Origin of the sequence: Rhizobacter sp. OV335 (assembly GCF_900142965.1) — a bacterium.
Classification (GTDB): domain Bacteria; phylum Pseudomonadota; class Gammaproteobacteria; order Burkholderiales; family Burkholderiaceae_C; genus Rhizobacter.
In genome coordinates this window covers 285450-304842 of the sequence record NZ_FRCQ01000001.1, presented here as the reverse complement: position 1 = coordinate 304842, position 19393 = coordinate 285450, and the positions used below count along the sequence as shown (strand labels likewise).

The 19393-nt window shown below is 70.1% G+C and carries 12 protein-coding genes; 9 read left to right on the top strand and 3 right to left on the bottom strand.

Translation table 11 applies throughout. The features are described from left to right. Positions 1 to 41: 41 nt before the first annotated feature. The 3 genes from BUE42_RS01360 to BUE42_RS01350 all read left to right on the top strand — a co-directional run bounded on the left by BUE42_RS01360 (position 42) and on the right by BUE42_RS01350 (position 4892). A complete protein-coding gene (locus tag BUE42_RS01360; RefSeq protein WP_073462298.1) occupies positions 42 to 2228 on the top strand; it encodes a DUF1631 family protein in 2187 nt (728 codons plus the stop codon). Between the two features lie 31 nt (positions 2229 to 2259). Beyond that, positions 2260 to 4515 (top strand): patatin-like phospholipase family protein, encoded by a 2256-nt coding sequence (locus BUE42_RS01355; protein WP_073462397.1) that lies wholly within the window; start codon positions 2260 to 2262, stop codon positions 4513 to 4515. A gap of 119 nt (positions 4516 to 4634) precedes the next feature. Continuing rightward, positions 4635 to 4892 (top strand): hypothetical protein, encoded by a 258-nt coding sequence (locus tag BUE42_RS01350; protein ID WP_073462297.1) that lies wholly within the window; start codon positions 4635 to 4637, stop codon positions 4890 to 4892. On the opposite strand, the gene BUE42_RS01345 is transcribed toward BUE42_RS01350, so the two are convergent. Beyond that, entirely contained in the window at positions 4877 to 5788 is a 912-nt protein-coding gene (locus tag BUE42_RS01345) for an alpha/beta fold hydrolase (RefSeq protein ID WP_073462296.1), read from the bottom strand. The two genes, BUE42_RS01350 and BUE42_RS01345, sit on opposite strands and share 16 nt — an antisense overlap. Then, entirely contained in the window at positions 5785 to 6492 is a 708-nt protein-coding gene (gene yihA, locus BUE42_RS01340; protein WP_083613791.1) for a ribosome biogenesis GTP-binding protein YihA/YsxC, read from the bottom strand. The genes BUE42_RS01345 and yihA overlap by 4 nt, the downstream gene beginning before the upstream one ends. A gap of 83 nt (positions 6493 to 6575) precedes the next feature. Between yihA and BUE42_RS01335 the strand changes: the two genes are divergently transcribed. The 5 genes from BUE42_RS01335 to BUE42_RS01315 all read left to right on the top strand — a co-directional run bounded on the left by BUE42_RS01335 (position 6576) and on the right by BUE42_RS01315 (position 11197). Beyond that, positions 6576 to 7202 (top strand): c-type cytochrome, encoded by a 627-nt coding sequence (locus BUE42_RS01335; RefSeq protein WP_073462295.1) that lies wholly within the window; start codon positions 6576 to 6578, stop codon positions 7200 to 7202. A gap of 113 nt (positions 7203 to 7315) precedes the next feature. After that, positions 7316 to 7675 (top strand): hypothetical protein, encoded by a 360-nt coding sequence (locus BUE42_RS01330; RefSeq protein ID WP_073462294.1) that lies wholly within the window; start codon positions 7316 to 7318, stop codon positions 7673 to 7675. A gap of 87 nt (positions 7676 to 7762) precedes the next feature. Continuing rightward, complete coding sequence (gene msrP / locus BUE42_RS01325) at positions 7763 to 8755, top strand: protein-methionine-sulfoxide reductase catalytic subunit MsrP (RefSeq protein WP_073462293.1); 993 nt, start codon at positions 7763 to 7765, stop codon at positions 8753 to 8755. 13 nt (positions 8756 to 8768) lie between these two features. Continuing rightward, positions 8769 to 9422, top strand: a complete 654-nt coding sequence (locus BUE42_RS01320; RefSeq protein ID WP_073462292.1) for a protein-methionine-sulfoxide reductase heme-binding subunit MsrQ — start codon at positions 8769 to 8771, stop codon at positions 9420 to 9422. An 83-nt stretch (positions 9423 to 9505) separates the two neighbouring features. Then, complete coding sequence (locus BUE42_RS01315) at positions 9506 to 11197, top strand: tetratricopeptide repeat-containing diguanylate cyclase (RefSeq protein WP_159445352.1); 1692 nt, start codon at positions 9506 to 9508, stop codon at positions 11195 to 11197. Between the two features lie 254 nt (positions 11198 to 11451). Here the strand turns inward: BUE42_RS01315 and uvrA are convergent, their stop codons facing one another. Then, positions 11452 to 17190: an excinuclease ABC subunit UvrA gene (gene uvrA, locus BUE42_RS01310; protein ID WP_073462290.1), complete on the bottom strand. Its 5739-nt coding sequence runs from the start codon at positions 17188 to 17190 to the stop codon at positions 11452 to 11454. Positions 17191 to 17454: 264 nt separating this feature from the next. Between uvrA and BUE42_RS01305 the strand changes: the two genes are divergently transcribed. Next, complete coding sequence (locus BUE42_RS01305) at positions 17455 to 19368, top strand: PAS domain-containing hybrid sensor histidine kinase/response regulator (RefSeq protein WP_073462289.1); 1914 nt, start codon at positions 17455 to 17457, stop codon at positions 19366 to 19368. Positions 19369 to 19393: the final 25 nt, after the last annotated feature.

The following is a 19393-nucleotide window of genomic DNA, read 5'->3' as shown; positions in this document are numbered from 1 at the left end:
CCTTTTCTTTTGGGGTTTCCAGGGGACCGCACAATACCGCCATGCCGATCGCTCCCCTGCTGAAACGCTTCATCGACGATGAGCTGGGCCGCGCGCCCGACCTGATCGCCCGCACGATGGCCGCGGTGGTCGAGCAATTGCGCCGCCCGCGCGATCAACTGCTCGCGAGCGAGCGCCAGCACCATTTCGATCTCGTCGAGCTGCTGCAGCAGCATGCCGGGCGTTTCCAGCGCGCCTTCGTCGACGCGCTGCGCCAGCGCGTGCTGGCCGACCTCGAACCCGCCGACACCGCCGCCCCCACGCCCTCCGGGCCGAGCAGCCTCTCGGGCCTGCAGCTGATGGACGAAGGCCGCGTCGAATCCGACATCGAGATCTCGCGCGCGGTGCAGCAGATCGACACCGGCACCGAATGGGAACTGCGCGAGCTGCAGACCTTCACCTCGACGCTGCGCGGCCAGGCCCACACCACCGCCGAGTCGAACCCGCTGCGCCCGCTCGCCTACGCGCACGCGCTGTGGGACGCCGCTGGCGACGTGACCGACAAGCCGGTGCAGCAGGCCATCCTGCTGCGCGTGGCCTCGACCGCGATGACGCCGCTGCTGCGCATGGCCTGGGCCGCCGCCTGCTCGCGCCTCGAATCGCAGGGCATCGAGCCGAGCATCTACCGCACCGTGGTGTTCGCGCCCGGCGCCGGTGCCGCGCGCAAGCCGGAGGTCGACGTGACGATGCCCGGCGCGCTCGAAGGGCTGGTGCGCAGCATGCCGGGTGGCGATCCCACCACCGCGCCGTCTTCGCCATCCGAACGGCCAGCCGCCGCCGGCCGCGGCACCGCGCTCGGCCCGGCACTCGAACAGGCGCTCGCTCGCATCGAGGCGATGCTGTCGCGCCTGCCGGCCGGCACCGGCACCGGCAACGACCCCGACGCGGCCGATCGCGCCGGCACGCCGTCGTCACGGTTGGCCGAGTTCCGCGGCTCGCTGCTCACGGCCGCCGACGAGACGATCGAGCGCCAGATCATCGAGCTGCTGTCGCGGCTGTTCGAGACCATCCTCGGCGACCCGATGCTGCCGCAGGCGCTGCGCACGCTGATGGGCCGGCTGCAGGTGTCGGCGCTGCGCGTCGCGCTGCGCGACCCGAAGATGATGGAGATCCACGACCACCCGGTGTGGCAGCTGATGGACCGCATCGCCGGCGCCGCCGTCGGCTATCCGCTGCCCGGCGACCCGCGGCTGGCGCAGGTCCTGGCGTTCTGCGACCGGCTGGTCGACGAGATGCTCGCCGAGCCGGTGCAGGACGCCGCGCTGTACCGCCGCAGCATCGCCCGCGTCGACGCCTGCACCGCCGAGCAGTTGCGCGACGCGCAGGTGGCCGCGCGCGGGGCGATCGCGACGCTGGTGATGGCCGCGCAGCGCGAGCGGCTGCAGCGCGAGCTGGCGCATCGGTTGACCGAGCAGATGGCGCCGGTTCGCACCACGCCCGTGATCCGCCGCTTCGTCACCGGTGCGTGGGCACGCGTGCTGGCCCAATCGTTCACGCTGTACGGCGAGGAGGCCGAATCCAGCCAGCGGGTGCTGAAGGCGACCGATCACCTGCTGTGGAGCCTGCGCCTGCCCGACCATCCGCAGAGCCGGCTGCGCCTGCTGGGCCTGCTGCCCGGGCTGCTGAAGGAGCTGCGTACCGGCATGGAATTGATCGCGCTGCCGGCCGGCGAGCAGCAGGCCGCGCTCGACGCGCTGGTCGAGGTCCACACCGAGGCGATGAAGCCGCGCGCCCGGCCGGCCGCTGCCGCCGCGGAGCCCGAGCCGACGCCGGAAGAGATCGTGCGCCGCATGCGCGACGAGACCGTCGAGCCGGTGCCCGAGACCGGCACACCGTTCAGCGATTCGCTGATCGACCTCGGCTCGATGGACACGGTGCCCGCCGAGTGGCTGCCGAGCGGCCCGGCCGCGGGCGGCGACGATGCGGCCGCCTGGGTCAACGCGATGGCGATCGGCCGGCACTACCGGGTGTTCCTGCTCGGCCGCTGGAGCCACCTGCAGCTGCTGTGGCGCAGCGACGGCGGGCAGTTGCTGCTGTTCGCCGGCGAGCAGGCGGGCAGCACGCATTCGGTGACGCTGCGCGCGCTCGAGCGGCTGCGCAGCGCCGACCTGCTGATCCCGCTGGCCGACTACTCGCTGGTGCAGCGCGCGGTCGACGGCATGCTGCGCAGCTTGGCGACGCTGCGCTGACCGGCCGCCGCGAGCCGGCAGAATGCCGGCCATGACATTCGGAGGCGGGACCCATCGGCGGGCATGGCTGTGCCTGCTCGCGTTCATCGGCACCACGGCGCTGGCGCAGCAGGCGCCAGCGCCACCCACTCGCCCGCGCATCGGCCTGGTGCTGTCCGGCGGCGGCGCGCGCGGCCTGTCGCACGTCGGCGTGCTGAAGGTGCTGGAGCGCGAGCGCATCCCGGTCGACGTGATCGCCGGCACCTCGATGGGCGCAATCATCGGCGGCCTGTACGCCAGCGGCATGGACGCCGAGACGCTGGAGCGCGAGCTGCTGAAGGTCAACTGGGACGCGGTGTTCGCCAACCGGGTCGACCGCCAGCTGCTGTCGCAGCGGCGCAAGGAAGAAGACTTCGAGATCTCGCCGTTGATCGAGTTCGGCATGCGCGACGGCGAACTGCGCGCGCCGCTCGGCGCGCTGTCGGGCCGCGGCCTCGAGACGCTGCTGCGGCGCTACACGCTGCCGGTGCGTTCGGTGCGCGATTTCGACCGGCTGCCGATCCCGTTCCGCGCCGTCGCCACCGACATGGAAGACGGCCGCGCGGTGATCCTGAGCCGGGGCGACCTGGCGCTCGCGCTGCGCTCCAGCATGAGCGTGCCGGGCGTGTTCCCGCCGACCGAGATCGACGACCGCATCCTCGGCGACGGCGGCCTGGTCGACAACGTGCCGGTCGGCGTGGCGCGCGCGATGGGCGCCGACATCGTGATCGTCGTCAACATCGGCACACCGCTGGCGCCGCGCAAGACGCTCGGCTCGGTCGGCGGCCTGACCGGCCAGATGATCAACATCCTGACCGAGCAGAACGTGCAGCGCAGCCTGGCGTCGCTCGGCGGGCGCGACCTGCTGATCTCGCCGCAGCTGGGCGACATCAGCTCGGGCGATTTCAACAGGACGCGCGAGCTGATCGCGCTCGGCGAGCAAGGCGCCGTGCAGCTCGCGCCGCGGCTGGCCGCGCTGTCGCTCGACGAGGCGGCCTATGCGCAATGGAAGGCCGGCCACCCGCGCGAACCCGCACCGCAGGCGACGCTCGCGTTCGTCGAGTTCGAAGGCAGCAGCCTGACCAACCCGAAGCGCTTCGCGGCGCAGATGGAATCGGCCGCCGGCCAGCCCTTCGACGCGGCCAAGGCGGAGCGCGATGCGCGGCGCCTGGCCGCCAGCGGCGACTACGTGCGCGCCGACTACGAGCTGGTGACGACCGGCCAGGGCGACGGGCTGGTCTTCGACCTGGAGGACAAGCCCTGGGGGCCGCACTACTTCCGCGTCGGGCTGGACCTGACCACCGACTTCAGCGGGCGCAGCGCCTTCAACCTGAAGATCAGCCACAACCGCCACTGGCTGGATGCCAACGGCACCGAATGGCGCAACCGCGTGCAGATCGGCGAGGTGCCGAAGCTGTTCTCCGAGATCTACCACCCGCTGAACTGGACGCTGGGGATCTCGAACGACTGGTTCGTCGCCGGCTACGGCGAGATCGAGCGCCGCAAGGTGGCCGTCTACAACGGCGTCACCGGCGACGAGCGCGGGCATTTCAACCGCTCGGCCGGCCGCTTCGGCGTCGACCTGGGCCAGCCCTGGGGCCAGTTCGGCGAGATCCGCATCGGCCTGACGCACCTGACGCTGCGCAACGAGCCGGAAATCCTGTCGGCCGACTACGTCGGACCGCGCGACACGGTGACGATCGACGAATCCGGCCTGCGCGTCGGCGTGGTGATCGACCAGCTCGACTTCGCGAACTTCCCGCTGCGCGGCTACCGCGTGCAGGGCGAGGTGGTCAGCGGGCGGCGCAGCGACAGCGTCACCGGCAGCGATTCCGACCGCTTCACGCGGATCGAGGGCGAGGGCTCGGCGGTCGGCACCTGGGGGCGGCACACGCTGAACGCGCTCGGGCGGGTGCAGCATGCCGACCAGCGCTCGATCGCCGGGCTCGGCCGCTACACGCTCGGCGGCTTCCAGCAGATGTCGGGCTACCTGCCGGGTCAGATCGAGGGCAACTACCTGCTGTTCGGGCGGCTCGCGTACTACCAGCGCCTGAGCTACGCGCCGGTGTTCACCCGTGGGCTGTTCGCCGGCGGCTCGCTGGAGGCCGGCAACGCCTGGGACTACAGCAGCCAGATGAAGCTGAACGACCTGCGCAGCGGCATGAGCCTGTTCGTCGGCGCGGACACCGGCATCGGTCCGCTCTACCTCGGCGTGACCTACGCGCCGCGGGGCGCGGCCGGCCTCTACCTGTTCATCGGCCGACCGTGACGGATAAGGCAATTGCCGGGGGCGGACTGCCGCGTTCGGGGGGATGCCAAGCGAGGAAGCGCTTCCTAAACTGGCTGCAAGGGTTGAAGAAGAGTCAGAGAAATTCGGCGAGGCGCGACATGACGGACAGCGAATTGATGCGGATCAGCGATGGCGGTGTCGAATCGTCCGAAGGCTGGGCGGTTCACTTCCTCGGGCCGGAGCTGCTGGAGTACTGCAGCGGGCCGGCCGCCTGCCTCGTCAACGTCGCGTATTCGCCGGCACACCGGGCGCGACAGATCTACGCGACCGAGTCGTCGTCGGACCTGTTCCCGATGCTGCGCGAGCACCTGCAGTCGGCGTCGCAGCTGCTCGAAGGCCGCTACGTCGTGGTCTGAGCAAGCGCCTGCTCGATCTCGGCCGCCACCAGCGCCGGCAGCTCGTGCACGATCCAGTGCGTGGCGCCGGGCACGCGGGTCAGCGTCAGCTTCGGCACGAAGGCCTCCAGCCCGTTCAGCAATGAAGCCGGCAAGGCCACGTCGGCCTCGCCCCACACCACATGCGTCGGCACCTGCACGGTGACGAACTCCGGCGGGAACTTCAGCGCCAGCACCGGTGAATCGGGCCCGGTCGGCGGGCGCAGCGGCGACGCGCGGTAGTAGTTCAGCGCACCGGTCAGCCCGTGCCGCCACACCGCGCGGTACTGTTCCTTCAGCGCCGGCGTCAGCCAGCCGCCGCCCGGGCGCGACGGGTCTTCGGCGCCCATGTGGGCAAACACCGCCCACAGCCGCGCGAAGTCGCCCGCCTCCAGCTCCGCCTCGGCCTCGGGCCGGCTCCAGGCATTCATGTAGGCACTGGCCGCCTGCTGCCGCGGATCGGTCTGCAGCGCCTTCAGGAAAACCCCCGGGTGCGGCGAATTGACGATCACCAGCCGCTGCAGCGCCTGCGGGTGCTGCACCGCGAAATTCCAGGCCACCGCGCCGCCCCAGTCGTGGGCGACCAGCGCCGCCAGCGGGCCGCTGCCCTGCTGCGCGATCAGCGCCAGCAGGTCCGCCACCAGGTGTTTCGCGCGGTAGGCCTCGACCTCGGCCGGCGCCGACGAGCGCTCGTAGCCGCGCAGGTTCGGCGCGATGCAGCGATAGCGGTCGCCGAAATGGCGCAGCATCGCGTCCCAGACGAAGGCACCTTCGGGAAAACCATGCAGGAACACGATCGCCGGCGCGCCGCGCGGCCCGCTGGCCCGGCAGCTCAGCGTGATGCCGTGCGGCAGCACCGCGTCGAAGGTCTCGATCATGGCGACGGGACGATCCAGTCGCGCAACACGCAGGCCGCGTCGCCGACGCCCTGCTTCTTCAGCGCCGAGAACAGCGTGATGCCGATGTCGGCGTGCTCGCTGGTCAGCTCGCCCAGCGCCGCCTGCGTGGTCGCCAGCGCGGTGGCGGCCTCGCTGCGGTTCAGCTTGTCGGATTTGGTCAGCAGCACCAGCAGGCGCACCTCGCCGGAGCCCACGCGGGGTGCCACGAACTCGAGCAGGTTGCGGTCGAGTTCGGTCAGCCCGAGCCGCGAATCGACCATCAACACCACGCCCGACAGGCTGCGGCGCACCTGCAGGTAGTTGGCCATCACCTCCTGCCAGCGCTGCTTGGCCGAGCGCGCCACCGCGGCGTAGCCGTAGCCCGGCAGGTCGGCGAACAGCGCATTCGGCGCGTCTTTCGGGCCCAGCTCGAACAGGTTGATGTGCTGCGTGCGGCCGGGCGTCTTCGACGCGAAGGCCAGGCGCTTCTGCTGCGTCAGCGTGTTGATCGCGGTCGATTTGCCGGCGTTCGAGCGCCCGACGAAGGCGATCTCGGGCAGCTCGGTCTGCGGCAGCTGGTTCAGCTGGCTGGCGGTCGTCAGGAAGCGGGCCGTGTGCGTCCAGGCCAGCGCCAGTTTCTCGGCTGCGGCCGCATCGCTGCTCGCGTCAGCGGCCGGCGCACCGGAATTGTTTTCGTCGGTCATGGAAGGCACCAAAAACTTGCATTGTAAAATCGCCGGGTTTTGCACCCACAAAACGCATCCAGCCACCTCACACACCACCCGCCATGATGCCTGTTGCTAGCTTGCTGTCGAGTCTGTTGTTGGCCGCCGCGTTGGTGGTGCCAGCCTCCGCAAACGAGGCGGCGAAGGCCAAGCCCGACGTCGCGAAAGGCCAGGCCATCTCGACCAACGTCTGCGCGGCCTGCCACTCGGCCGACGGCTCGCGCGGCAGCCCGGCCAACCCGATCCTGCAGGGCCAGCACCCTGAATACCTCGTCAAGCAGCTGGCCGAGTTCAAGGAAGGCAAGCGCGACAACCCGATCATGAAGGGCATGGCCTCGACGCTGAGCGAAGACGACATGCGCAATGTCGCCGCGTTCTACGCCTCGAAGGATGCGAAGCCCGGCTTCGCGAAGAACAAGGAATCGGTCGCCCTCGGCGAGAAGATCTACCGCGGCGGCATCGCCGACCGGGCCGTTCCGGCCTGCGCCGGCTGCCACAGCCCGACCGGCGCCGGCCTCCCGGCCCAGTACCCGCGCCTGCGCGGCCAGCACTCCGACTACACCGAAGCGCAGCTGGTGGCCTTCCGCGGCGGGCTGCGCAAGAACAGCGCGCAGATGACCGGCGTCACCGCGAAGATGAACGACAAGGAGATCAAGGCGGTGGCCGACTACATCGCCGGGCTGCGCTGAACGCGGCGAATCTCACGCTTCATCTGCAGGGGCCGGTCACTGACCGGCCTTTTTCATGCCCGGTCGGCGCGGGCGCGACTATAGTCATTCGACTCGCCACTGCGAACGCCCCCATGCCCCACATCCGACGCGGACCCGACGGACAGATCGACAGCCTGCACCGTCAACCGGGCGCCGGCACCGAGTTCATGGCGGACGGGCATCCGGAGCTGCTGGCCTTCATCGGCCACACGCCGGCCAGCAGCGATTTCGGCAAGCTCGACGCCGATTTCGTCCGCGTGATCGAGGACGTGATCGACACGCTGATCGTGCGCAACATCATCAACATCACCGATTTGCCGGGCGAGGCGCAGGCCAAGCTGTTCGCCCGCAAGAGCTTCCGGGAACGCACCGCGCGCAATTCGCTGCGGCTGTTTTCCGACACGCAATTCGGCACGGTGATCGACGACACCAATTTCGGTGAGCTGCCCTGACCCGGCCGGCCGGTGGAACCGGCTGTAAGGTCTGCCGCTCCAAGCCCGACTGACCGGCAACGCGCTTCGGCGCCCCCAGGAGTTTCCATGCACCACCGCCCGAACCGCGGCTTCGACCATGCCGTGCCGTCCGAGATCACGCCGCGCAGCGTCTACGAGCGCCGCCGCGAGCTGCTGAAGCTGATGGCGCTCGGCGCCGGCGGCGCCGCGCTGTCCGGCTGGGTCGCGCGCGACGCGATGGCGCAGGCCGCCCGCCCGAACAAGCTGGCGCCGCTGCCGGGCACGCGCAGCACCGTCCCTGGGGCGATCACGATGGAAAAGCTCACGTCCTACAACGACGTGACCAGCTACAACAACTACTACGAGTTCGGCACCGACAAGGCCGACCCGGCGCGCAACGCCGGCTCGCTGAAGACCCGGCCCTGGACGGTGGCGATCGAAGGCGAGGTCAAGAAGCCCAAGGTCTACGACCTCGACGAGCTGCTGAAGCTCGCCCCGATGGAGGAGCGCATCTACCGGCTGCGCTGCGTCGAGGGCTGGTCGATGGTGATCCCGTGGGTCGGCTATTCGCTGTCCGAGCTGATCAAGCGCGTCGAGCCTACCGGCAACGCGAAGTACGTTGAGTTCGTCACGCTGGGCGACGCGAAGCAGATGCCCTTCCTCGGTTCGCGCGTGCTGTCGTGGCCCTACGTCGAGGGCCTGCGCCTCGACGAGGCGATGAACCCGCTCGCGCTGCTGGCCTTCGGCCTGTACGGCGAGGTGCTGCCGAACCAGAACGGCGCGCCGGTGCGGCTGGCGGTGCCCTGGAAATACGGTTTCAAGAGCGGCAAGTCGATCGTCAAGATCCGCTTCACCGACAAGCAGCCGCTCACGTCCTGGAACCATGCGGCGGCCCAGGAGTACGGCTTCTTCTCGAACGTCAACCCGACGGTCGACCACCCGCGCTGGAGCCAGGCCACCGAGCGCCGCATCGGCGAAGACGGCCTGTTCGCGAAGAAGCGCGCCACGCTGATGTTCAACGGCTACGAAGCCCAGGTCGGCCAGCTCTATGCCGGCATGGACCTGAAGAAGCTGTTCTGACGGCGGCCCGACGATGAAGACCGCCGTGCTGTCGCCCGACACCGCCCCCCGCCCCGTTGCGCCGCGCCGGCGTTCGCCGCTGCTGCATCCGGCCGCCAAGCCGCTGCTGTTCGTCGCCGGCCTGCTGCCGTTCGCCTGGCTGTTCTACGGTGCGCTGATGAACACGCTGGGCGCGAACCCGGCCGAGGCGCTGATCCGCTCGACCGGCGACTGGACGCTGCGCCTGCTGTGCATCACGCTGGCGGTGACGCCGCTGCGGGTGATCGCGCACCAGCCGGCGCTGGCGCGCTTCCGGCGCATGCTGGGGCTGTTCGCGTTCTTCTACGTGGTGCTGCACTTCTTTTCATATGCGTGGCTCGACATGGGGCTCGACCTCGACGCCATCGTGCGCGACATCCCGAAGCGCCCGTTCGCGCTGGTCGGCTTCCTGGCCTTCGTGCTGATGATCCCGCTGGCCGCCACCTCGTTCAACCGGGCCATCAAGGCACTGGGCGCGAAACGCTGGCAGGCGCTGCACAAGAGCGTCTACGCGATCGTGCTGCTGGGTTTGCTGCACTTCTTCTGGATGAAGGCGGCGAAGAACAATTTCGCCGAGGTCGCGGTGTACGCCGCCATCATCGGCGTGCTGCTCGGCTGGCGCATCTGGCACGCGTTGCGCAAGAGTTGACGGCGTCGCGAAGGTGACGCCTGCGTGTCTGGCGCGCTCGCGCCGGGCCACGCACAATCGGGCCCTCCATGGTCGCCCACGCCTTGCCCCACTCCACGTCCACCGGCCCCGAGACGGTCGCCCGCCGCCTCGTCAGGCTGATCGCCGAATCGCAGGCCGCCCACGACGCCGGCCATCACCAGCAGGGCCTCGCGCTGGCCGAGCAAGCCCTGAATGGCGCCAGCGCGGTCGGCGAGCCGCTGATGCTGGCGCGCATCCACACGCTGATGGCCAACCACCGCTGGCGGCTCGGGCAGTTCGAGCCCTCGGTGCAGTCGGCGCGCGCGGCGCTGGCGCTCTGGAAGGCCGCCGAGCGCATCGACGAACAGTGCGACACGCTGTGCCTGCTGGCCATCTCGTTCAGCGAAATCGGCCTGCAGGAAGAAGCGCTGAAGCACGCCACCGCATCGTTCGAGCTGGCCCGCCAGCACGACCGCGGCTTGGCGATGGGCGTTGCGCTGAACCGCATCGGCATCTGCTACGACCGGCTCGGCGATTCGATCCAGGCCGAGAGCTTCCTGCTGCAATCCCTGGGCATGGCGCGCGAGCACGGCGGCCACGGCGACCGCATGCTGGCGCTTAACAACCTCACCGCGACCGCGATCAGCGCCTACTACCAGGCGCAGCTGCGCGCCGACGACGATGCCAGCCAGCAGGCGATCCAGCGGGCTCGCCAGTACGGCAGCCGGGCGCTGTCGCTGGCGCGCCGGCATGGCGACATCTACCGCGTCAGCGTCACGCAGGGCAACCTGGGCGAGGCGCTCGGGCTGGCCGGCGAGTTCGCCGAAGCCCGCTCGCTGCTGCAGGAGGCGCTGGCGAGCGCGCTGCAGAACGGCTTCCGCGCGGTCGTGCTGCGCATGCGGCACAACATCGCCGAGGTGCTGCTGCGCGAGGGCCGGAATGAAGAAGCCATCACCGAGCTCACAGCGACGCTGCAGTCGCTGACCGAGATGGACCACGAGACCACCCGCATGCGCGTGCACTCGGCCTTGCACCGTGCCTACAAGGCGACGCGCCAGTTCGAGCCGGCGCTGCTGCACTGCGAGGCGCACCACCAGATCGAGATGCAGCGCGTCGCGCTGCAGAGCAAGGCGCAGGCGCGGCTGATGGTGAACCGCATCGATGTCGAGCGCGCGCTGATGGACGGCGAGCGTTCGCGCCTCGAGGCCGAGCTGCACCGGCTGCGCACGCAGCAGTTGGAGGCCGAGAAAGAGCTGCTCGAGCAGCGCACCGCCGAGCTGCACCGCGAGACGCTCGAGGACCCGCTGACGGGCCTCGCGAACCGGCGCCATGTGGATGCGACCTTGCCGCTGCTGATCGAACGCTCGCGCGGCCAGGGCCAGCCGATGGCGCTGGCGATGGCCGACCTCGATCACTTCAAGCAGGTCAACGACCGCCACGGCCATGCGGTCGGCGACGAGGTGTTGCGCACGGTGGCGCGGCTGTTCGGCGACAAGACGCGGGCGCGCGACCTGCTCGGCCGCTGGGGCGGCGAGGAATTCGTGTTGGTGTTCGTCGACACGCCGCGCGAGACGGCGCACGAGATCTGCGAGCGGCTGCGCAGCGCGGTGCAGGCTTATCCGTGGAGCGCGATCGCGCCGGGGTTGCAGGTCACGCTGAGCCTGGGGCTGGCGGTCGCACAGCCGGGCGACAACGCGATCGAGCTGGTCGAGCGGGCTGATGCGGCCTTGTACGAGGCGAAGCGGCTGGGGCGCAATCGGCTGATGGAAGGTTGAGCCTTTGCCGCGATGGCGCAGCAAAGGCGGTGCCGTGCGTACACAAACCCCCGTTCGCCCTGAGCCTGTCGAAGGGCCTGCGCAAGGACCGAGCTTGTCGAGGGCCCGTCCGTCGAAGGGCTGTGCCCGACCCGCGCATGGCCTTCGACAAGCTCAGTCCGACCCTTCGACAAGCTCAGGGCGAACGGTGTTTCTTTGCCGCCACCCGATCCCTTCTCAGACCTGTTTTGCTCAGGCTTTTGCCGTGCCCGCACCTACGTCCGAGCCAACACCGGCTTCAACGCCGCGCCCGTGTGGCTCGCCTTGGTCTTGACCAGCAACTCCGGCACCCCGTTCGCCACCACCGTGCCACCGCGCACGCCGCCTTCCGGCCCCAGGTCGATGACCCAGTCGGCCTCGGCGATCACGTCCAGGTCGTGCTCGATCACCACCACGCTGTGCCCACCATCGACCAGCCGGTGCAGCACCCGAATGAGCCGCTCCACGTCGGCCATGTGCAACCCGACCGTCGGCTCGTCGAGCACGTACAGCGTGTGCGGCGCCTTGTTGCCGCGCCGGCCGACGTCGTCGCGCACCTTGGTCAGCTCGGTCACCAGCTTGATGCGCTGCGCCTCGCCGCCGCTCAGCGTCGGTGACGGCTGGCCCAGCGTCAGGTAACCCAGCCCCACGTCCTTCATCAGCTGCAGCGGGTGCGCGATGTTCGGCATCGACGCGAAGAACTCCACCGCCTCGTCGATCTCCATCTGCAGCACGTCGCCGATGCTCTTGCCGCGCCAGCTGACCGCCAGCGTCTCGGGACTGAAGCGCTGGCCGTGGCACACGTCGCACGGCACCTTCACGTCCGGCAGGAAGCTCATCTCGATCGTGCGCATGCCCTGCCCTTCGCAGGCCGGGCAGCGTCCGTCGCCGGTGTTGAAGCTGAAGCGCGCCGGCAGGTAGCCGCGCGCCCTCGACTCCAGCGTGTCGGCGAACAGCTTGCGGATGGTGTCCCAGAAGCCGATGTAGGTGGCCGGGCACGAACGCGGCGTCTTGCCGATCGGCGTCTGGTCGACTTCGAGCACGCGGTCGATGTACCCCCAGCCGTCGATCTTGTCGCAGCCCTGCCAGTTCGGCTTGCCGCCACGCACGTTGATGAACTGCAGGTTGGCCAGCAGCACGTCGCGCGCCAGCGTCGACTTGCCCGAGCCGCTGACGCCGGTGACCGCCACCAGCCGCTTCAGCGGCACGTCGACCGTCACCTGCTGCAGGTTGTGCAGCGACGCACCGTGGATCGTCAGCAAGCGGTTCGCCTCGCCTTCCTTCGCGACCTTGCTCGCCACCGACGCCAGGAAGGCCTCGACCTCGCGCCGCGCCTTCAGCGGGTGCACCAGCGGGTTCGCGAGGAAGCGGCCGGTCACCGAATCGGGGTGGCTCGCCAGGTCGGCCACCGTGCCCTCGGCCACCAGCCGGCCGCCGCGCTTGCCGGCCCCCGGTCCGATGTCGATGATGTGGTCGGCTCGGCGGATGGTGTCTTCGTCGTGCTCCACCACCACCAGCGTGTTGCCCTTGTCGCCCAGCTTGTGCAGCGCATCGAGCAGGATCTGGTTGTCGCGCGGATGCAGGCCGATGGTCGGCTCGTCGAGCACGTAGCAGACGCCCTGCAGGTTGCTGCCGAGCTGCGCCGCCAGGCGAATGCGCTGCGCCTCGCCACCCGACAGCGTCGGGGCCGCACGGTCCAGCGTCAGGTAGCCGAGGCCGACCTCTTCGAGGAACTCGAGCCGGCTCGCGATCTCGCTGACCACGTCGCGCGCGATCTCGGCATCGCGGCCATGCAGCTTCAAGGCCTGCACCCACTTGCGCGCATCGGTCACCGACCACTGCGCGATCCACGCGATCGAATGGGTGTCGAAGGTGACGCCGCGCGACACCGGGTTCAGCCGCGTCCCGCCGCAATCGGGACACGGCTCGTCGACCACGCCTTCGACTTCCGCCTCCTCCGACGGGAAGCTCTGCTCGCGGCCCTTGTTGTCGTCGTCCTGCACCGAATCGTCGTACGCCTTGCGCTGCTCGCGCGTCAGCGCCAAGCCGGTGCCGACGCAGGTGGTGCACCAGCCGTGCTTGCTGTTGTAGCTGAACATGCGCGGGTCCAGCTCGGGGTAGCTGGTGGCGCACACCGGGCAGGCGCGCTTGGTCGAGAACACCTTCACCTCGCCGAGCTTGCGGGTCGGCGTGCCGGCCAGCATCGCGCCGCGCAGGCCCTTCAGCGGGCTCAGCAGGTGCATCACGCCCTTGCCGACATCGAGCGCCTGCGCGAGCAGCATGCGCAGCTCGGCCTCGTTGTCCTTGCCGACCACCAGGTCGCCGACCGGCAGCTCGACGGTGTGCTCCTTGAAGCGGTCGAGACGCGGCCACGGATCGACCGGCAGGAAATCGCCATCCACGCGCAGGTGCGAGTGGCCGCGCGCCTTGGCCCATTTCGCGAGGTCGGTGTAGACGCCCTTGCGGTTGACGACCAGCGGCGCCAGCAGCCCGACGTGCACGCCCTGGTGGTCGCGCAGCAGCTGCGCGGCGATGCTCTCGACGCTCTGCGGCCGCACCGGCGCACCGTCGTTCACGCAGTGCTGGATGCCCAGCTTCACGTACAGCAGCCGCAGGAAGTGCCACACCTCGGTGGTCGTCGCGACCGTGCTCTTGCGCCCGCCGCGGCTCAGCCGCTGCTCGATCGCGACCGTCGGCGGGATGCCATACACCGCGTCCACTTCCGGCCGCCCCGCGGGCTGCACGATGCTGCGCGCATAGGCGTTCAGCGATTCGAGGTAGCGGCGCTGGCCCTCGTTGAACAGGATATCGAAGGCCAGCGTGCTCTTGCCGGAGCCCGACACGCCGGTCACCACGCTGAACTTGCCGCGCGGGATGCTGACGTCCAGCGACTTCAGGTTGTGCTCACGCGCGTTGACGATGCGGATCGATTCATCGCGCTTCACGTCGCGGGCCTTCTTGACGAGGTACTGCAGCGGCACGCCCTCTTCCACTTTGTGCTCGCCGAGGCGCATCGACACGTCGTACTCCGCCAGCGCGCGGCCGGTGTGCGACGTGGGATGCAGCTTCACGTCCTCCGGCGTGCCGGTGCACACCACCAGGCCGCCGCCCTCGCCGCCTTCCGGCCCGAGGTCGATCAGCCAGTCGGCCGCGCGGACCACGTCGAGGTTGTGCTCGATCACGACCAGCGAATGCCCGGCATCCAGCAGCTTGCGGAACGCGCGCATCAGCTTCGCGATGTCGTCGAAGTGCAGGCCGGTGGTCGGCTCGTCGAACATGAAGAGCGTGCCCTTCTTCGCGACCGGCTGGCGGCTCGCGGTCGTCGTCTGCGCCGCCTCGGCCAGGAAGCCGGCCAGCTTCAGCCGCTGCGCCTCGCCGCCCGACAGCGTCGGCACCGGCTGGCCCAGCTTCACGTACTCGAGGCCGACGTCGACGATCGGCTGCAGCACGCGCAGCACCTCGCGGTCCTGCGCGAACATCTGCACCGCCTCGCTGACGGTCAGCTCCAGCACGTCGGCCACGCTCAGCTCGCGCGCCACCTCGCCCGGCAGGCGGCGTTCGATCTTCACGTCGAGGATCTCGCCGCGGTAGCGGCGGCCGTCGCAATCGGGGCAGCGCAGGTACACGTCGGACAGGAACTGCATCTCGACATGCTCGAAGCCCGAGCCGCCGCAGGTCGGGCAGCGGCCGTCGCCGGCGTTGAAGCTGAACATGCCGGCGCCGTAGCCGCGCTGGCCGGCCAGCGGCGTCTGCGCGAACAGCTTGCGGATCTCGTCGAACGCGCCGACGTAGCTGGCCGGGTTCGAGCGCGCGGTCTTGCCGATCGGCGACTGGTCGACGAACACCGCGTCGGTCAGCCAGTCGGCGCCGAGCAGTCGGTCGTGCTCGCCGGGCGTCTCGGTGGCCTTGCCGAAATGCCGCGCGAGCGCCGGGAACAGCACGTCCTGCATCAGCGTGCTCTTGCCGGAGCCGGAGACGCCGGTCACGCAGACCAGGTGCTGCAGCGGGAACTCGACCGTCACGTTCTTCAGGTTGTGGTCGCGCGCGCCTTCGAGGATCAGCTTCGGCGTCGCCTCGGTGACCAGCCGCTTCAGCCCGCCCAGGCCGACCTGCTTGCGCGCGCCGAGGTAGGCGCCGGTCAGCGTGTCGGCATGGCGGATCTCTTCCGGCGTGCCGTCGAACACGATGTTGCCGCCGCGCTCGCCGGGGCCGGGGCCCATGTCGATCAGCCGGTCGGCGGCCAGCATCACCGCCGGGTCATGCTCCACGACGACCAGCGTGTTGCCGGCATCGCGCAGCCGGTGCATCGCCTCGACGATGCGGTTCATGTCGCGCGGATGCAGGCCGATGCTCGGCTCGTCGAGCACGAACATGGTGTTGACCAGCGAGGTGCCGAGCGCGGTGGTGAGGTTGATGCGCTGCACCTCGCCGCCGCTCAGCGTGCGGCTCTGGCGGTCCAGCGTCAGGTAGCCGAGGCCGACATCGCACAGGTATTTCAGGCGCGTGCGGATCTCGTCGAGCAGCAGCTTCAGCGCGTCGTCCAGCATCGTGCTGGGCAGCGTGATGCCGTCGAAGAAGCGGCGGATGCGTTCGATCGGCATCAGCATCAGGTCGTGCACCGTCAGGCCGGGCAGCACCTCGAGCTGGTCACGCGACCAGGTGGTGCCTTGCGGCAGGAAGCGCTTCGCGGGCGGCAGCACGCCGTCGGCATCGGGCTTGCTGCCCAGGCGCCACAGCAAGGCCTCGGTCTTCAGGCGCGCACCGCCGCAGGTGGTGCAAGGCGTGTAGCTGCGGTACTTCGACAGCAGCACGCGGATGTGCATCTTGTACGACTTCGATTCGAGGTACTCGAAGAAGCGCTTGATGCCGTACCACTGCTTGTTCCAGTTGCCCTTCCAGTGCGGCGAGCCGCTGATGACCCAGTCGCGCTGCGCCTCGCTGAGCTGCGACCACGCGGCGTCGCGCGGGATGCCGGCCTCGGCGGCGTACTTCAGCAGGTCGTCCTGCGAGTCTTTCCAGGCCGGCGTCTGGATGGTCTTGATCGCGCCGGAGCGCAGCGTCTTGCGGTGGTCCGGGATCACCAGGCCCCAGTCGACGCCGATCACGCGCCCGAAGCCGCGGCAGGTCTCGCAGGCGCCCATCGCGGAGTTGAACGAGAACAGCGCGGGCTGCGGCTCGCTGTAGCGCAGGTCGCTGTCGGGGCAGTGCAGGCCGGTGGAGAAACGCCAAAGTGCCGGTTCGCCTTCCTCGGCCACCACATACACATTCACCCGCCCGCTGCCGCGCTTCAGCGCCGTCTCGATCGCCTCGACCGCGCGCACCTTCTCGGTGTTCTGCAGCCGGAAGCGGTCCGCCACGACGTCCAGCACCTTGCGCGGACCGGTCGGCGTCGCCAGCTCGCGTTCGGCCTGCACGCGGGTGAAGCCGCTGGCAGCGAGCCATTGCTCGATCTCCTCGGGCGTCGTCACCGCCGGCAGCTCGACCGGGAAGGTCACGACCAGCCGCGGATCGCTCGCCGCCGTGCGACTCATCAACTCCGCATAGATCGTCTCCGGCGTGTCGTGCCGCACCGGCTGCGCGGTCTGCTTGTCGAACAGCGCGGCCGCCCGGGCGTACAGCAGCTTCAGGTGGTCGTTCAGCTCGGTCATCGTGCCGACCGTCGAGCGCGAGGTGCGCACCGGGTTGGTCTGGTCGATCGCGATCGCCGGCGGCACGCCGTCGACCCGGTCGACCGCCGGGCGGTCCATCCGGTCGAGGAACTGCCGCGCATAGGCGCTGAAGGTCTCCACGTAGCGCCGCTGCCCCTCGGCGTACAAGGTGTCGAACACCAGGCTCGACTTGCCCGAGCCCGACGGCCCGGTCACCACCGTCATCTCGCCGGTGCGGATGTCGAGGTCCAGGTTCTTCAGGTTGTGCTGGCGCGCGCCGCGGATGCGGATGACGCCGGTCGTGTCATCGGGGACGACATCGGACATGGGGAGGGCTTTCGGAATGCGGAGCCGAAGATTCTAGGGAGCCGGGCCGGGTGAGCACGGCGGCGGGCCATTGGTCAGTAGCCGTCAGCAACCCCGCTGACGTGGTGCAACACATCGAACATGCGAAGCGCATTGCCCAGATGGAGTCCATTGGCTACCATGCGCGACGCTTCACGCGTGCCGTGTGCGTGTGGCGCCATGAAAGCATCAGCAGTACCTCCGATTCCACCCCTCCCCCCCGACAGCGGCCGCGCAGCGCGGCTGATGGATGTCGTCGGCGAGGGCGTGTGGGAGCACGAACTCACCCCAGGAATCTCCCAGGAGCGCACGCTGCACCCGACACCGCAGCGCGCCTGGCATTCGCCGCGCTGCCGCGAGCTGCTCGGCGCCGACCTGGCCGACGAACCGTCCGCCATTCGCACACGCATCGACCCGCCCGACCTGCCGCGCTGGGATGCGCTGTGCGGCGCCGCGACGCGCGCACCGGGCCACACCGTCGACGGGCGCCTGCGCCTGCGCACGGCCGACGGCAGCCTGCGCTGGTTCCAGGTGCGCATGCGCGCCACCGTCGACAGCGGCGCCGCGGCCACCCGGCTGGCCGGCAGCCTGCGCGAACTCGACACCGACGCCGCGCCCACCCAGGCCAAGGCCGCCTTCCTGGCCCACATGAGCCACGAGCTGCGCACGCCGCTGAACGCGGTGCTCGGCATGACCGAACTGGCGCAGCGCCTGGCCACGCACAACGAGCAGCGCGGCTACCTCGAACTGGCGCAGCAATCCGGCCAGTCGCTGCTGCGCCTGATCGGCGACGTGATCGACTACGCCCGCGCCGAGGCCGGCGAACTCGCGCTGCGGCTCGAAACCTTCGACCTCTCGCAGCTGCTGGCCGAGACCTTCCGCGGCTTCATGCCGCAGGTGCACGGCCGCGGCCTGACGATGCTGTACGACTACCTCGGCGAGCAGACGCAGTTCCAGGGCGACCCGGCGCGCGTGCGCCAGATCGTCTCGAACCTGCTGGCCAATGCGGTCAAGTTCACCGCGCACGGCCATGTCGCGCTGGTCACCGAGCTGCGTGCCCAGGCCGACGGCCCGTGGCTGCTGCGCATCCAGGTGCACGACACCGGCACCGGCATGGACGCCGCCACCCTCGAGCGCGTGTTCAGGCCCTTCGAGCAGGGCGACAACAGCGCGCGCCGCCAGCACGGCGGCACCGGGCTCGGGCTGTCGCTCGCACGCAAGCTGGCCGCGCTGATGGCCGGCCGCGTGACGGCCAGCAGCGTGCCCGGCCGCGGCTCGGTGTTCACCGTCGAGCTGCGGCTCGCGGCGGTGGCCCAGCCGGCGCCCGCGCCGCACGCGCCCGGCCACGCCTGGCTGGTGGTGCGCAACGCGACGACCTCGCCGTGGCTGCCGCGCCGCATCGAGCGCCTGGGCTGGACCACCGAGCTGATCCCCGACCTGGCGCAGGCCACGCGGCGCGCGCTGCTCGGCGGCCGCGCGCCCGATTGCATCGTGCTGGCCGAGGACGGCCTCGACGACGCCAGCGACCTGGGAGCGCTGCGCCGCGCACTGCCTGAGGGCACGCGCGTCACGCTGCTGCTGCGCCCCGACTTCCACCAGCCGGTGCTGCTCGAGCGGGCCGCGCGCAGCGGCATGGCGGTGCTGCTGAAGCCGCTGACGCCGGCCGAGCTGCGCACGGTCGCCAGCGCCGAGGCGCGCCCGGCACCGGCACGGTCCGAGCCGTCGACGCCGATGCGCCCCGGCATGCACGTGCTGGTGGTCGAGGACAACCCGCTGAACCAACTGGTCGCGCGCGAGATGCTGATGGTGCTGGGCATGAAGGTCAGCGTCGCCGCCAGCGGCGAAGAGGCGCTCGCGCACTGCCTCGAGAAGGCGCCCGACCTGGTGCTGATGGACATCCAGATGCCGGGCATGGACGGCGTCGAGGCGACCCGCCGGCTGCGCGCGCTGCAGGCCGACGGCACGCTGCGGCCGTTCCCGATCGTCGCGCTGACCGCGCATGCGCTGGCCGCCGACCGCCAATCCAGCCTCGAGGCCGGCATGGACGAGCACCTGACCAAGCCGATGCAGTTCGAGAGCCTGCGCACGGTGCTGGATCAGTGGCGCCCTGATGACCCGGAGCTGACGGGCGACGACGAAAACGGGCCGACCGCGAACTAAGTCGCGCCGAACGCGACTGGGTGGA

Excerpts from the sequence above, each read along its gene's own strand:
- BUE42_RS01360 (WP_073462298.1), top strand. The coding sequence starts at position 42 with ATGCCGATCGCTCCCCTGCTGAAACGCTTCATCGACGATGAGCTGGGC.
- BUE42_RS01355 (WP_073462397.1), top strand. The coding sequence starts at position 2,260 with ATGACATTCGGAGGCGGGACCCATCGGCGGGCATGGCTGTGCCTGCTC.
- BUE42_RS01350 (WP_073462297.1), top strand. The coding sequence starts at position 4,635 with ATGACGGACAGCGAATTGATGCGGATCAGCGATGGCGGTGTCGAATCG.
- BUE42_RS01345 (WP_073462296.1), bottom strand. The coding sequence starts at position 5,788 with ATGATCGAGACCTTCGACGCGGTGCTGCCGCACGGCATCACGCTGAGC.
- yihA (WP_083613791.1), bottom strand. The coding sequence starts at position 6,492 with ATGACCGACGAAAACAATTCCGGTGCGCCGGCCGCTGACGCGAGCAGC.
- BUE42_RS01335 (WP_073462295.1), top strand. The coding sequence starts at position 6,576 with ATGATGCCTGTTGCTAGCTTGCTGTCGAGTCTGTTGTTGGCCGCCGCG.
- BUE42_RS01330 (WP_073462294.1), top strand. The coding sequence starts at position 7,316 with ATGCCCCACATCCGACGCGGACCCGACGGACAGATCGACAGCCTGCAC.
- msrP (WP_073462293.1), top strand. The coding sequence starts at position 7,763 with ATGCACCACCGCCCGAACCGCGGCTTCGACCATGCCGTGCCGTCCGAG.
- BUE42_RS01320 (WP_073462292.1), top strand. The coding sequence starts at position 8,769 with ATGAAGACCGCCGTGCTGTCGCCCGACACCGCCCCCCGCCCCGTTGCG.
- uvrA (WP_073462290.1), bottom strand. The coding sequence starts at position 17,190 with ATGTCCGATGTCGTCCCCGATGACACGACCGGCGTCATCCGCATCCGC.
- BUE42_RS01305 (WP_073462289.1), top strand. The coding sequence starts at position 17,455 with ATGGATGTCGTCGGCGAGGGCGTGTGGGAGCACGAACTCACCCCAGGA.